We start from the raw sequence: 14,607 nt of genomic DNA on the forward strand, positions 1-14,607 counted from the left end.
GAACGTTTTATTTCAACATATATCCATGGATAATTCCACGCAAAATCCGCTATTTATATCAAACGCTCCTGGAAACACTATGCAGGCGTTTCTCGATAATGAACTTTCCAAATGCGAAAAATTCATTATCAGCGTGGCGTTTATTTCTCGCAGCGGTCTTGCTCCATTGAAGCAAACCTTGCTGGAATTGGAAAACAGAAAAGTTCCTGGAAGAATCCTTACAACGGACTATTTGACTTTTACCGAGCCATCAGCACTCAGAGCCTTATCGAAATATTCGAATATTGAACTGAAAATATTTCGTTGCGACAAGAATGTCCGTGGATTTCACACTAAGGGATATTTGTTTTTCAGAGATAAGATAGTCAGCGTTACCATTGGTAGCTCAAATCTTACCGGGAATGCACTTGCTATCAACAAAGAATGGAATGCATGCTACTCTGTTGAAGAAGATGAATCTTTGTGCAAAAATGTCATTAATGACTTTGATGAATTGTGGAATAGTCCCAATGCATTCACAATAACAGATGATATTCTCGACGAATATGCCAGCACATATCAAGAACAGAAACGAATTAGTGCTGAAATTCTGCGTAAAAAGATTGAGCAGAAAAAAGATCAAGTTATAAGTGAATCGCAGCAAATTTCGATAGGGCAAGTTCTACTTGAACCTAATTCAATGCAGTTAGATTTCATTCAGAAGCTAAATGAAATTCGAGCCATGGGCGAACACCGCGCCCTGTTAATTTCAGCGACTGGAACCGGAAAGACATACGCCGCAGCATTTGCTTTAAGGGAGATTAACCCCAAACGCGCTCTTTTCCTAGTTCATCGAGAACAAATCCTGCGAAAAGCCATCGGATCGTTTAAAAATGTATTTGGAGATACAAAAACATTTGGGCTGTATTCTGGAAATGCGAACGAAACAGATCGAGATTATGTATTCGCAACCATGCAGACGATGGCATCACATTTCGAAGATTTTAGGAAGGATGAATTCCAGCTTATCGTTGTTGATGAAGCACATCGAGTCGGAGCCGAAAGTTACCAAAGAATGATGAACTATTTCAATCCCGATTTGTGGATTGGCATGACAGCTTCACCTGATCGTAGCGATAAATTCGATGTTTATGCGGCTTTCGACCATAACATTGCGCACGAAATTCGCTTGCAAGAGGCCATGCGGCTCAATCTTCTTTGTCCGTTCCATTATTACGGCATAACGGATATCTTTGTCGATGGAAAAGAGAAAGAAAAGAGAGATTTTGCAAGGCTTGTCTGTAATGAACGCGTCAACTACATCATTGAAAAGGCTGAATACTTTGACCATAGCGGAAATCGCGTAAAAGGTCTTGCTTTTTGTAGTTCTCTTGAAGAATCGAAGGAACTGTCTAAAAAGTTTAACGAACGCGGATACAAAACAATTGCTTTGTCAGGCGCTGATTCTCAGGATGTTCGCGAACAGGCAGTAAAACGGCTGGAAGATGATAATCGTGATAATGGTCTAGATTACATTTTTACGGTCGACATTTTCAATGAAGGTATTGACATCCCGCAGGTAAATCAGATTTTGATGCTTCGCCCAACGGAATCGCCTATTATTTTCGTACAGCAATTGGGGCGAGGCCTCCGTAAAGCCGAAAATAAAGAGTTTGTGATGATTCTCGATTTTATCGGGAATTACAGCAATAATTACATGATTCCTATTGCTTTGTCGGGTGACAGAACTTATAACAAGGATAATATTCGTCGCTATGTTCGACAGGGCGTTAAAGCGCTGGAAGGGGCTTCTACAATTCATTTTGACGAAATTGCCCGCAAACGGATTTATGAATCCATTGATTCCGCCAATTTCAGCGAGATGAAGCTGATTAAGGAATGCTATAAGAATCTGAAATACAAGCTGGGTAGAATTCCAAACCTGATGGATTATGAGGAATATGGCGAAATCGATGTGATGCGTATTTTCGAAAACGCTTCTTTGGGTTCGTATCATAAATTCCTGACGAAAGTTGAAAAAGATGAATACTCGATAAAATTCGGTCCCATAGAAGAAAAGTACTTAGAGTATGTATCGACTAAGTTTGCCAATGGGAAACGTTTGCACGAACTCCTCATATTGAAAGCGATTCTTGAAAATCAGAGCTCAAATGATTTGTGGAAACAGATTGAAATCGTTTTGAATGAGAAGGGAGTTTCCTTCAACTCCAATACCAAACAGAATGTCTTTAATTTGTTAAGGGGCTCCTTTGCAACAGGCGCTGCCAAAGAAACGTATTCAAAGGTTATTTTCGTAGAAAAAACTGATGACGCATTTATAGCATCACCTCATTTCACTAACCTGTTAAAGAACGAGGAATTCCGCAAGCAGATTTCCGAAGTTGTTGATTTTGGCATTTTCCGCAATGAAAGATATTTTGGATCCAGATATAAAGATACGTCCTTCAATCTTTATGCAAAATACACTTATGACGATGTTTGTCGTTTATTGGATTGGGAAAAAGGAGAAGTTCCTTTAAATATCGGCGGATATAAATACGATCAAAAAACCAAAACATTCCCAATTTTTGTTAATTACGACAAAGATGAAAGTGTAAAAATCACACAACGCTACGAAGATTCATTCATTGACGAACAGACTATGTTTTGGGTATCAAAATCTGGCCGATCAATGTCGTCTAGCGATGTTCAATCTGCATTGAATGCAGATAGTCTTGGCATAAAATTGGATTTGTTCGTCAGAAAGAACAAAGACGATAAAATGTCGAAAGAGTTTTATTATCTTGGGCGCCTGCATGCGACAGGTGATGCACAAGAATTTGTTATGCCTGACACGGATAAGACCGCCGTAAAAATAACATATACTTTAGAAACGCGTGTCCGGCAGGACATTTATGATTATTTGGTAGGATAATATGAAACATATTGAAGTAGTAGCTGGCATTATCAAAGACGGTGACGAAATTTTCGCAACTCAGCGTGGTTATGGAGATTTTAAAGACGGTTGGGAATTTCCAGGTGGTAAGATGGAACCTGGAGAAACCCCGCAGCAGGCATTGGCGCGCGAACTGAAAGAAGAGCTCGCCATTGATGTCTCTGTAGGCGAATTCCTTTGTACGGTCGGTTATGATTATCCGACATTTCACCTAACAATGCACTGCTTTTTCTGTACAATTGTAGGCGGCAAAGCTCCCGAACTTTTAGAACACGAAGCCGCCAAGTGGCTGAACATGTCGGAACTACATTCTGTCAACTGGTTGCCCGCCGATGTGGAAGTTGTCGCCGCATTAGAAAGGAATCTGTAAAGCGTTCCACGCGCGACATGTAGATTTTTCGCGATATCCTTTTTGGATATGCCGCATAAAAGCATTTGGTAAATCCATTCGCAATTTTTCTCGCAATTTGAATTGGGGACAAAGCTGCCTTTGGGGCGGCCTAGAACGACTCCTTCGGCTTTTTTCCGCGCCAACGCTTCTTTAGTTCGTTGACTGATGAGGTTGCGTTCGATTTCTGCGGACAAACCAAAAGCAAATGCAAGAACCTTGCTTTGAATGTCGTCGCCAAGTCTGTATCCGTCTTTGATTGTCCAAACGCGGCACTCCTTGTTCATGCAAATATTCAGAATTTCCATAATCATGAAAAGGCTTCGCCCAAGTCGAGAGAGCTCTGCGCAGATGATAAGATCTCCCTTCCGAACCTTTTTCAGAAGGCGTCCTAGTTCCCGCTTTGTATAATTTTTAGTACCACTAATTGTCTCTTCGATCCAGCCGTCTATTTGCAACTGCTGTTTTTGGGCAAAACGCTCTATTTCAAAGCGTTGATTTTCGACAGATTGCCTATCCGTGCTCACGCGAACGTAGCCATAAATCATTTTCTACGTGATTTCCCATTTTTCAACCTATAAAAAAATGGTCTGTAGGAAAACTACTATGACCATAAAAACAAAGGCAACTTCCTGCTGTGCCCTAAAGCATTGCGTTGTTTTTGCGCATGTCAATGAATATACAAAAAATCATTCCTCCAGAAGCACGATCACGTCGCTTTCGTCGTATGCGTCGTCGAAGGCCTGAGTGTAGCAGGCGCGCAGCGCGGCATTCGCGTCGGGGTAGTCCTTGAAGAGGAACATCCCGCTGTCCAGGCACATCATGTCCAGTTCGCCGTCGGTGTCGATGCAGTCGGGCCGGAAGGTGGACCACAGGCAGTAATCGACATACCCCTCCCGGATGTCTTCTTTGAGCAGGTTGTCGCCGGTGCCGCTCTGGACCTTCAGGAAGGTTTTCTTGCTCTTGATCCAGGCGAGTATCGCGCTGAACATGGTGTGCGGCCTCCTTTCGGTGGTGGATGCCCTGTTGAATTTGAACGTATTTCGTCATTTTTAAATAAAAGGCCATCGGCGATTTTGAGTCAATAATCCTTCTGTAAAATTTCCCAATGACCGTTTTTACGAGCACCGACTCTCTTAATTAACAATTTCTCGCGCAATGTTTGCAATGCCCTATTAATGGTTGGTTCAGAAAAACCTATTTCCTTTACAAGGAGCGAAACAGTTATAAATGGATTTCGCTTTATTTCCAAAAGAACTTGTTGTTCTGTAGATGTTAATTTAAAAGAGGTATTTATCCTATCATTTATCCTATCACTTATTCTATCATTTATCCTATCACCCAGCCGAGTATTTCCCTCAAAAAAGAAGCTAGTTCGCATAAAATGATCCGTAAAAGAGAATGATTGCTCGTCATAGGAACGTAGAATTCGACGCATGCCGCTTCCTAGCTGTTCAACCAAATCAAGATCATGAAACACTCGCATTAGTTCTCGATTTCGTGGCATAGAGCAGCAATTAAAGAAATCCTCCCTAGAAAGCCCCTCTACAAGGCCTCCGTAATTCGTGATTTCCATACGGTCAGAAAATATTTCGAACAATGGAGGTACCTCTCTTGTATAGTCGTTGTGGACAACCGAGTTTATGACAGCCTCTCGCAAGGCTACAGGGTCAACTAGCGGTTTCTCGATACGTTCCATGGGGGTAATCTCTGCCCGCGTGATATTCGCCACTTTCAAACGCATAAGCACCGCTTTTAACGCCTTTATGATGCAACAATAACCGAATTCCTCGTTCTCGATAAGGTCATACTTGTCGGTACCCTTATACCTGGCCACTTTCATAGACACGCCATTTTCATCTGCAAGGAGATAGGCATTATAATTGTATCTGCCATCAGGAGTCAGCAACTCTAAGTTCCTTGCAAATAGGCTATTCAAAGGCTTTTTATTTTCCTCATAGTAAATCCTCAATTGACTAAAAGTCAAATCTTGCCGTGGAGCCGGAATCCTTGCTAGAGACAATTTTGCACGGGCGGCAAAAGATTCTAGAATCATCTTTTCACTCATTCCGTGTACGGAACTGCCAACTCTTACAAAGCAACCATTGGGAGTCATACCAATTTTTTTTAGATAATACGGCTTTTCAGGGCCTCCTGATACAACTACATGAAGAATATCCTTTCCATCTAGTTCCTCCGCGATTACATTGAACAAGCCAATTGCATTCGGTTTGATATTGTTCAGAATTCTGTCGGAAATTTGCCGTTGCACCTTATCCGTTTCTTTAATCCCATAAGCAGAACCATCGTCATTGATTCCGACATAAATGTGACCGCCTGTAGTATTCAGGAAAGCAACTACAGAACGTTCAAAGGAATCGGCAAGTTCCCGTTTATATTCAACAGAATTATTTTCCCTGTTTATATTAGGCATAATCGTCCCATGGCGTTAACAAGCACGCCGACAAAAGCGGCGCACTTCGTGCTATCGCGTTTATTTGCTTGGGATGATCCTGCGGTGCTGTTGGCGGGGGCTTTCCCCGGCGTTACCTGGCACCCTTGCGGGCGCACCCGAGCAGGTCGTGTTCCTGCCAGCTATCCAACAACATCAACAAGAAGGTTGATGTGCCCCGCCGCGGATGCACGTACGGGCCTAAAGGCCTATGCCGACTGTCGCGAGGATTTTCGAATTACGACTGTAATATAGACAAATAGGGGTATAAAGTCAACCCATCATTGACGTCTACTTCACGACTTTCTTGATGTAGCTGGACTTGAGATCCTTGAGGTAGTAGGTTCCGTGCGGGACCTGCAGGGCCTTGAAGGAGCCTTCCGCGGACTGTGCTGTGGCGGTAAAGGTCTTCACCATCGCGCCCGTAGCGGAGAACACGGCGAATGTGGTCGGTTCCTGGCTCGTCCACCGGAAATCCTGGGCGATGGCGTCGGTGGAGCTTGTCGGCACGTCCACGCTGCTAGACGCCGGGGCGACCTCGCTGCTGGATTCCGGAGCCACTTCGCTGCTGCTGGATGCCGGAGCGGCGCCAACCACTTCCAGTTCCAAGTCCATGAATTCGATGACGTAGGAGCCGTCTTCTTCGGCCTGGATTTCCTTGCCCTTCTGCTTCACGGTCTTGCCTTCGGCGCCTTCGATGTTCACGCGGAGCGGCACGCTCTTGGGCATGGCCGAATGCGGGGACTTCCAGGTGACCTTGAAGCCGCCTTCGATGTCGGTCGCTGCGGCCTTGTCAATCACGAAGTGTGCGCGGTAGTAGGCGGCCACGCGGCCCATCGGGGCGCGCCACAGGCCCTGGGCCTTGGCCTCGTCCATAATGGAAATCATGTCGGACGGGGTGATGCCGTAGCCGAAGCCGGCGCCATCCACGCCATGGTTCAGCTGCACGGTCCAGGCGTTCTTTTGCTTGGCTTCGCTCATGTTTCCCTTGGACTGCTGCGTGTTGCCCTGGTAGCAGTCCGAACTGATGCGTTCCCAGATGGGTTCTTCGTTCCACTTGTACTTGGTGGCACCCTGGCAGTTGCGGTTGACGATGTGGGCCTTCGCGATTTCGGCTTCCACGGCGTCGTTGTAATAGCAGTAGGGAGTCGCGAATGCGACGACTTCGGCCTTGCTCCTTTGTTCAAGGTCGTACTTGTAGTCGGTAATTTCGCTTTTCAGGTTGTTGGATTTGGTCAAGTCGCTGTGCGTCTTGGAATGGTTGCCGATTTCGTGACCTTTCTCGGCCATCGGGAAGTACTTCGACTGGTTGCCGGCATTCATGCCGCCCGTCATGAAGAACGTCACCTTGATGTCCTGGTTCTTCTCAAAATAATCCCCGAGGTTATTCAGCTGGGAAATTTCGCTGTCGTCGAACGTGAACGAAACGGCACCGGGATGGCCGTTCCAGGGGACAGTGGTAATCGGGGCGGCGTAAGCCGCTGCGCCCATCAACGACATGATTACTACGGGTTTTAAAACGGCTTTCATTCTTTCCTCCAATAAATTTTCGAAAGCATAACACCGAAAGGGCGAGTGTGCGGCGCCCTCTAGCTATCCATAATCTAAATTCAAAGTGCGCCTATTCCCCGCGCACAAGCCGTTTTTCGTTGTTGCAAAAGACAACAAACAGGCCGAATTTGGCCTAAAAACGGCATTTTTGAATGTCAGGGGCTTACCGGATTTTGCGGAGGGCTTCGATATCGCGGAGTTTTATGCTGCCGCGCTTGATTTCGACGAGGCCCCTGGCCGAAAATTCGTGGAGCATGCGGGCGACCACCTCGCGGGCGGAATTCACGTCGCGAGCGATTTCTTCCTGGGTCTTCTTGACTTCGGCGCTGCCGGTGCTGTCGTATGCCGAAACGAGGTACATGGCAAGCCGCTGGTCAAAGTGCTTGAACAGCATGGCCTGTATGGCCCACACCGTTTGCGAGTAACGTTCGGTCTGCTTTTCGAAAACGAAAGCGCGCACGTAGATGTTCGATTCCATCAGGTTCACGCAAACAGAAGAGGGGATAACCAGGATGGCGGTTTCCCTTTCGGCGGTGACTTCGGTATCGAATGTCATTTGGCGAATCACGCACGATGCCGTCGACACGCACACCTCGCCTGCACCGGCACGGAAAAGCGTAATTTCGCGGCCTTCGTCCGACACCAGGCCAACGCGAACTTCCCCGCTCAAGATAAACACTATCCCGAGGCAAGAGGAACTGTTGCTGCTTACGAACTGGCCCTTGGCAAAGCGTTTTGTAACGGCACGCTGCGAAACCATCGCCTTCTCGGTCGGCGAAAGGTTTGCCCAAAAGGGGAGCCTGGGGAGTATCTGGCTTATCGGCTCGTTCATGCTGATAATATATAAAAAGGGTAAGGGGCTAAAATCTAGGGCAGGGAACCCACGCCGGAATCTCGCTCTTCGAACCTTTTATTTCGCCAACTACGGACGATTGCTTATTTATTGTTTTTTTTAGGCTTTTTGAGACTGCTTTATTGCCTTTTTGAGCGGCCTTACATACCAAACGCCAAAAATTTATCGAATAGTATGTAAAATTCACTCGATGACAGAAGAGAAAGGGAATGTTTTCCCTCTCCCTTACATACCAAAATGTTTTTTTTCGAGATTTGGTATGTAAAAATTGTCGCTGGTAGCAATTACTTTATATGTAATTTTCAGTTTTTTACATACTAAATCCCTTAAAAAAGGGAAATAGTATGTAAGGCGGCAAAAAATCAATTTTAAGACCTTGCGGCTCGCGGCCATAGCCACGAACCTCGAGTCTGAAGTCTATTTAAGCATCGCCAAGATCTGATCCTTGGGACGCACGCCTACGGAAGCGTTCACTACACGGCCATCCTTGACAACCACGAGCATGGGGATGCTCGAGACGTTAAAGATGGAAGCGAGTTCGGCTTCTTCGTCGACATTCACTTTGCAGACTTTTACCTCGCCCGCCTTCTCTTCGGCGATCTCGGAGATGACGGGGGAAAGCATTCTGCAGGGCCCGCACCAGCTTGCCCAGAAATCTATGAGGACCGGCTTGTCGGAGCGGAGCACTTCGCGCTCGAAGTTGTTTTTCGTTATGTTCAATTCGGCCATTTTACACCTCTTTTTTCTTTTTTACGCCTATATTTTACATAATGGGGTGCGCTTTTTCTGTGACTTAGTCACACTGGCCGAAATTTTTTTTGCAAGATTCTACATTTGCGCACATGAAACGCATAGAAGTCGTGGCAGGGATTATTTGCACCGAGGCGCCAGAAAGTTCGGGCACCAAGTATTTCGCCACGCAACGCGGGTACGGCGACTACAAGGACTTCTGGGAATTTCCAGGCGGCAAGATGGAACCCGGCGAAACGCCGCAACAGGCGCTGGCCCGCGAACTCAGGGAAGAACTCGCCGTCGACGTGAACGTGGGCGAATTTGTATGTACTGTGGAGTACGACTACCCGGCATTCCACCTGACGATGCACTGCTTTTACTGCACCATCGTGGGCGGCAAGGCGCCCGAGCTTTTGGAACACGAGGCGGCCAAGTGGCTTAGCGCCGCGGAACTGCGCAGCGTGAACTGGCTACCCGCCGACGTGGAAGTCGTCGACGCGATAGAAAAGACCACATAAAAACCCCCTGCTGATTCTATCGGCCTTGGCCTCCAGAATGACAGGGGATGATGGGGAAAATTAGCAGTGCACCAGGGTGCCGAGGTCGCCTTCGATGGCGGCGCGGGTCAGGTTGCCCTTTTCCATCTTGAAAACGAAGATGGGCATGTTGTTTTCCATGCAGAGCGCGACGGCTGCCGTGTCCATGACCTTGAGGCCGCGGGAAATGACTTCCTTGTAGCTGATGTCGTCGAAGCGCGTGGCGGTCGGGTCCTTGACCGGGTCTGCGGTGTAGATGCCGTCGACCTTGGTGGCCTTCATGATGACGTCGCATTCGCTTTCGATGGCACGGAGGGCGGCGCAGCTGTCCGTCGTAAAGAACGGGTTGCCCGTACCGGCGGAGAAGATGACCACGGAGCCCGCGGAGAGGAGTTTCAAAGCCTTGCGGCGGTCGAAGAATTCGCAAACCGGTTCCATGCGGATGGCGGACATCACCACGGAATCCACGCCCTGCTTGTCGAGGGCGTCTTGCATGGCGAGGCCGTTCATCACGGTGCCGAGCATTCCCATGGCGTCGCCCTGGGCGCGGTTCATGCCGCCAGCGGAAGCGGAAATTCCGCGGACGAGGTTGCCGCCGCCGATCACGAGCGCGACCTGCACGCCCTGCTTGACGATGGAGGCGATTTCGGATGCCATGTCGGAGAGAATCTGGTTGTCGATACCGTGGCCCTTTTCGCCTGCGAGGGCTTCGCCACTGAGCTTGAGAAGAATGCGCTTGAATTTGGACATAGCTATTTATCAGTCAATAGTTGTGAGTTGGGTTAATGCGCCGGAGCGCGATTGTCTAGCTAGATAATTTAAAAATATTTTGCGGGAGCCGAAAAAAAATCGTACTTGTTTTTGACCGATTAGGCAACCGCCCGAAAAAGAATGTATTTTACAAGAAGGTGTCAACCCAGGATGTTTCCATGAAAAACAGAATTCTCCCCCTCGGCCTCCTGCTGTTAACGTTCCCCACGATGCTTTTTGCGGACATCGTGTATCAGGGGAAAAGGGTGCAGTCCTGGCCCGAAGAGGCCATGCCCAGGTTCGACAACTCGCGCACAGCGCTTCTAAGGACGCAGGCGATAACCACAAAGAGCCACTACGCCGCGCCCAAGGGGAAAATCTACAGCCTCACCCTCCTCGTCGATTTCCCCGACAAGCCCGCCCCGGTCACGGTGAGCGAGGTCGAGGACTGGCTGAACAAGGAAGGGTTCAACAGGGACGGCTGCAACGGTTCCGTTCGCGACTACTACCTCGACGTTTCCAACGGGCAGCTGGACCTCACGAACGAGGTATTCGGCTGGTACCGCGCGAAACACCCCAAGTCCTGGTACGAGGGGCTGAACGGATACAGCGGCTCGGATTCGCTGATGAAGGAAGTGTTCGCGTATTTCGACCCGCAGGTGGATTTTTCGCGCTACGACAACGACAAGGACGGCACCACCGAGGCCATCAACATCGTGTACGCCGGCGCGGGCGAAACCTGGGGACAGGGGCTGTGGCCCCATTCGGGATGGTCTTCGGAAAGGAGGGACGGCGTGAAGCTCACGCACCACCAGATGACGGACATGCCGGGCACATTTTCCATATACGTATTCGTGCACGAGAGCGGTCACATGATTTTCGGCTGGCCCGACCTGTACTGGTACGGGGACTACTGCACCATGGGCAACAGGCCGAGCGACAAGAACCCCGTGGCGATAAACGACTTCTACCGCGCGGACCAGGGATGGATTCCGTTCGTGGACATCACGGGCGACGACGTGAGCCTCGAGAACACCAAGCCGGGCGAAGTCTGCTACCGCTACAAGAACCCCGCAAGGCCCGACAAAGAAGGGCTAGTGTGGTCGTACGTGCGCAACACGGGCCGCAACAAGGTTCTCGCCGGGAGCGGGCTTTTGATGCAGCATTACGATTTTTCCATCGACGGGAATTCCGCCTCGGACAAGCTCGGGTTGAGAATCGTGCACGCGAGTTCCGCGGGCAAGTCTACAGACAACGTAGCGGACCAGTGGCCGAGCCCGGGAAGCACCGCGAACACGTTCTTCAAGAGCGGGAAATATTCTGAATTTTCGGACGACGCCTACCCCGCTATACGCTGGTACAACGGTTCCAAAACCGGGCTCAAGATCACCGACATCGGGACGCCCGGCGAAACGCTCGCGTTCTGCATCGGCGGAAACTGCCCCGCGGAACCGGAATCCTCCAGCGCGACACCGCAGTCCTCTTCTACCGTCACGCCGAGGTCCTCTTCCGGCGTCACACCGCAGTCGAGCTCCAGCTCGGCAAAGGTGCCCACCAGCAGTTCCACGGAACAGGCAAGTTCGAGCAGCACGGCCCGCATCGTCGTCACGAACATCGAAAAGGCGGGGCGCGGCAAGGCCGGGAACAGGATTTTCAACATCCTCGGCAAGCCGGTGGGGCAAAGGGACGAATCGGGAGCCATGCCCGACCTGCCCAAGGGCATTTATATAGAAACCGAATAGCGGAAAGATAATATAAGATAAAATTATGTCCAGCCCGCCCAAATGACGGACTGGCTTTTTTAAAGCGTAAGCCAAGGCACTTTGTTACAAAAAAGTTTCAAATTTCTTATGCAGACGTGACGTAGGAAAGACTGCTACTGGAGGTCGGGGCGGAACCCATTGATAATTTCTATCTTGTACCCAACAAAACACTAAACGCTAATTCAACAGTATAAGGATATAATGAGTCTCAAAATCGTTGTGCTTGCTAAGCAAGTACCTGACACACGAAACGTAGGCCCGGACGCCATGACGCCGCAGGGCACTATCAATCGTGCCGCACTGCCCGCAGTCTTCAACCCCGAAGACCTGAACGCCCTGGAGCAAGCCCTTCGCCTGAAGGACCAGTTCCCGGGTTCCACCATTTCCGTGCTGACCATGGGTCTGCCGAAGTCCGCTGAAGTCATCCGCGAAGCCCTTTACCGCGGAGCCGACTGCGGTTACGTGATTACGGACCGTACCCTCGGTGGTGCAGACACGCTCGCCACGAGCTACACCCTCGCCCAGGCCGTCAAGAAGGTCGGCGACTATGATATTATTCTCGGTGGCCGCCAGGCTATCGACGGCGATACCGCCCAGGTGGGCCCGCAGATCGCCGAAAAGCTCGGCCTCACGCAGGTGACCTACGCCGAAGAAATCCTCTCCCTCGACGAAAAGGCCAAGAAGGTCGTCATCCGCCGCCACATCGACGGTGGTGTGGAAACGGTGGAAGCACCGCTACCGCTGGTCGTGACCGTGAACGGCAGTGCCGCTCCGTGCCGCCCGCGCAACGCCAAGCGCATCATGAAGTACAAGAACGCCACGGTGGTTGCCGAACGCGCCCCCGAACAGGCCGAAAAGTACGAAGCGCTCATCGCAAAGAAGCCCTACCTCAACATCCCGCAGTGGGGTGCCGCCGATATCGACGCCGACCCGACTCAGATCGGTAAGGCCGGTTCTCCGACGAACGTGAAGGCCGTCAAGAACATCGTGTTCAAGGCGAAGGAAAGCCGCACGCTCACCGCGAGCGACGCCGATGTGGAAGGACTTATCAAGGAACTTTTAGACGAGAAGATTATAGGCTAACCCATGAACAACGTATTTGTATATTGCGAAATTGAGGGCACGACCGTCGCTGACGTCTCCCTCGAACTGCTGTCCAAGGGTCGCAAGCTCGCCAACACGCTCGGCGTCCAGCTCGAGTGCATTTGCGCAGGCAAGGGCCTTGATGGCATTGAAAAGCAGGTTCTCCCCTACGGTGTGGACAAGGTCCATGTGTTCGACGCCGAAGGCCTGTTCCCCTACACCACCAACCCGCACGCATCGCTCGTGGTGAACCTCTTCAAGGAAGAGCAGCCGCAGATTTGCCTGCTGGGTGCAACGGTGATTGGCCGCGACCTCGGCCCGCGCATTTCTAGCGCCATGCACAGCGGCCTTACCGCCGACTGTACCGAACTCGAAATCGACAGCTTCGAAATGAGCATCGGCGGCGTGAAGAAGGCTTACGAAAATCAGCTCTGCCAGATCCGTCCGGCTTTCGGCGGTAACATCGTCGCAACGATCGTGAACCCGGAACACCGCCCGCAGATGGCAACCGTCCGCGAAGGCGTGATGAAGAAAGAAATCGCCGACCCGAACTACAAGGGCGAAGTCATCAAGCACGACGTGGCCAAGTATGTTCCGGAAACGGAATACGTGGTCAAGGTGCTCGAACGCCACGTGGAAAAGGCCAAGCACAACCTCAAGGGCGCCCCGATCGTGGTGGCCGGTGGTTACGGCATGGGCTCCAAGGAAAACTTCGACATGCTGTTCGAACTTGCCAAGGAACTCCACGCTGAAGTGGGCGCAAGCCGTGCCGCTATCGACGCGGGCTATGCCGATCATGACCGTCAGATCGGTCAGACTGGCGTGACGGTTCGTCCGAAGGTCTATATCGCCTGCGGTATCTCCGGTCAGATTCAGCACCTCGCCGGTATGCAGGATTCTGGTATCATCATCTCCGTGAACTCCGACCCGGATGCTCCGATCAACGCTATCGCTGACTACGTGATCAACGGCACCGTCGAAGAAGTCATCCCGAAGATGATTAAGTATTACAAGGCAAACAACAAGTAAGCGCTATGGCAAATTTCTACACAGATCATCCCGAGATTAAATTCAACCTCGAAAGTTCTCCCCTGATGCAGCGCATTGTCGAGCTCAAGGAGCGCGGCTACGCTGACAAGGACAACTTCGACTATGCGCCGGAAGATTTTGCCGACGCTATGGACAACTACAACCGCGTTCTCGAAGTCGCTGGCGACATCACCGCGAACACCATCTTCCCGAATTCCGAAGATGTGGATGCCGAAGGCCCGCACTGTGCCGACGGTCGCGTTCGCTACGCAGCCAAGACCTACGACAACCTGGAAGCCACCCGCAAGGCAGGCCTCAACGGCGTGACCATGCCGCGTCGCTACGGCGGCCTGAACTTCCCGGTGACCGCCTACACCGCCATCAACGAAATGATCGCTACCGCCGACGCCGGTTTCGAAAACATCTGGTCCCTCCAGGACTGTATCGAAACCCTGTACGAATTCGGTGACGATGACCAGCGTTCTCGCTTCATTCCGCGCGTTTGCGCCGGCGAAACGATGTCCATGGACTTGAC

Annotated in this window: 13 protein-coding genes and 1 pseudogene; 7 read left to right on the top strand and 7 right to left on the bottom strand. The window is 50.4% G+C overall.

Going from position 1 to position 14,607, the window contains the following annotated elements; genetic code table 11:
- Positions 1-25: 25 nt before the first annotated feature.
- Complete coding sequence (locus IK012_RS06670) at positions 26-2,914, top strand: DUF3427 domain-containing protein (RefSeq protein WP_290952209.1); 2,889 nt, start codon at positions 26-28, stop codon at positions 2,912-2,914.
- 1 nt (position 2,915) lies between these two features.
- Complete coding sequence (gene mutT / locus IK012_RS06675) at positions 2,916-3,305, top strand: 8-oxo-dGTP diphosphatase MutT (RefSeq protein ID WP_290952211.1); 390 nt, start codon at positions 2,916-2,918, stop codon at positions 3,303-3,305.
- Here the strand turns inward: mutT and IK012_RS06680 are convergent.
- The 6 genes and pseudogenes from IK012_RS06680 to trxA form a co-directional block, all read right to left on the bottom strand.
- Positions 3,293-3,871 (bottom strand): annotated as a pseudogene (locus IK012_RS06680) (master DNA invertase Mpi family serine-type recombinase); the annotation flags it as partial. The gene mutT and the pseudogene IK012_RS06680 overlap by 13 nt on opposite strands.
- Positions 3,872-4,012: 141 nt before the next feature.
- On the bottom strand, positions 4,013-4,315 hold the full coding sequence (locus IK012_RS06685) for a hypothetical protein (RefSeq protein WP_290952214.1): 303 nt from the start codon (positions 4,313-4,315) through the stop codon (positions 4,013-4,015).
- Between the two features lie 89 nt (positions 4,316-4,404).
- Complete coding sequence (locus tag IK012_RS06690) at positions 4,405-5,757, bottom strand: RNA-binding domain-containing protein (RefSeq protein ID WP_290952217.1); 1,353 nt, start codon at positions 5,755-5,757, stop codon at positions 4,405-4,407.
- A gap of 309 nt (positions 5,758-6,066) precedes the next feature.
- Positions 6,067-7,305 (bottom strand): polysaccharide deacetylase family protein, encoded by a 1,239-nt coding sequence (locus IK012_RS06695; RefSeq protein WP_290952220.1) that lies wholly within the window; start codon positions 7,303-7,305, stop codon positions 6,067-6,069.
- Between the two features lie 184 nt (positions 7,306-7,489).
- On the bottom strand, positions 7,490-8,158 hold the full coding sequence (locus IK012_RS06700; RefSeq protein ID WP_290952222.1) for a Crp/Fnr family transcriptional regulator: 669 nt from the start codon (positions 8,156-8,158) through the stop codon (positions 7,490-7,492).
- 438 nt (positions 8,159-8,596) lie between these two features.
- The gene (trxA, locus tag IK012_RS06705; protein ID WP_290952224.1) at positions 8,597-8,908 is read right to left on the bottom strand and encodes a thioredoxin; all 312 of its coding nucleotides are present in this window, start codon (positions 8,906-8,908) and stop codon (positions 8,597-8,599) included.
- Between the two features lie 113 nt (positions 8,909-9,021).
- On the opposite strand from trxA, the gene IK012_RS06710 reads away from it, so the two are divergent.
- On the top strand, positions 9,022-9,429 hold the full coding sequence (locus IK012_RS06710) for a (deoxy)nucleoside triphosphate pyrophosphohydrolase (RefSeq protein ID WP_173383808.1): 408 nt from the start codon (positions 9,022-9,024) through the stop codon (positions 9,427-9,429).
- A gap of 60 nt (positions 9,430-9,489) precedes the next feature.
- On the opposite strand, the gene pyrH is transcribed toward IK012_RS06710, so the two are convergent.
- The gene (gene pyrH / locus IK012_RS06715; RefSeq protein WP_088628038.1) at positions 9,490-10,197 is read right to left on the bottom strand and encodes a UMP kinase; all 708 of its coding nucleotides are present in this window, start codon (positions 10,195-10,197) and stop codon (positions 9,490-9,492) included.
- A 179-nt stretch (positions 10,198-10,376) separates the two neighbouring features.
- Here pyrH and IK012_RS06720 point away from each other — a divergent pair, with 179 nt between their 5' ends.
- The 4 genes from IK012_RS06720 to IK012_RS06735 form a co-directional block, all read left to right on the top strand.
- Entirely contained in the window at positions 10,377-11,939 is a 1,563-nt protein-coding gene (locus IK012_RS06720) for a M6 family metalloprotease domain-containing protein (protein ID WP_290952229.1), read from the top strand.
- A 222-nt stretch (positions 11,940-12,161) separates the two neighbouring features.
- Complete coding sequence (locus IK012_RS06725) at positions 12,162-13,043, top strand: electron transfer flavoprotein subunit beta/FixA family protein (RefSeq protein WP_290952231.1); 882 nt, start codon at positions 12,162-12,164, stop codon at positions 13,041-13,043.
- Between the two features lie 3 nt (positions 13,044-13,046).
- Entirely contained in the window at positions 13,047-14,072 is a 1,026-nt protein-coding gene (locus IK012_RS06730; protein ID WP_290952234.1) for an electron transfer flavoprotein subunit alpha/FixB family protein, read from the top strand.
- A 5-nt stretch (positions 14,073-14,077) separates the two neighbouring features.
- Positions 14,078-14,607: acyl-CoA dehydrogenase family protein (locus IK012_RS06735; protein WP_290952237.1), on the top strand; the 530-nt coding region annotated here is incomplete at its 3' end.

It is taken from the genome of Fibrobacter sp. (genome assembly GCF_017551775.1).
Lineage (GTDB): Bacteria > Fibrobacterota > Fibrobacteria > Fibrobacterales > Fibrobacteraceae > Fibrobacter.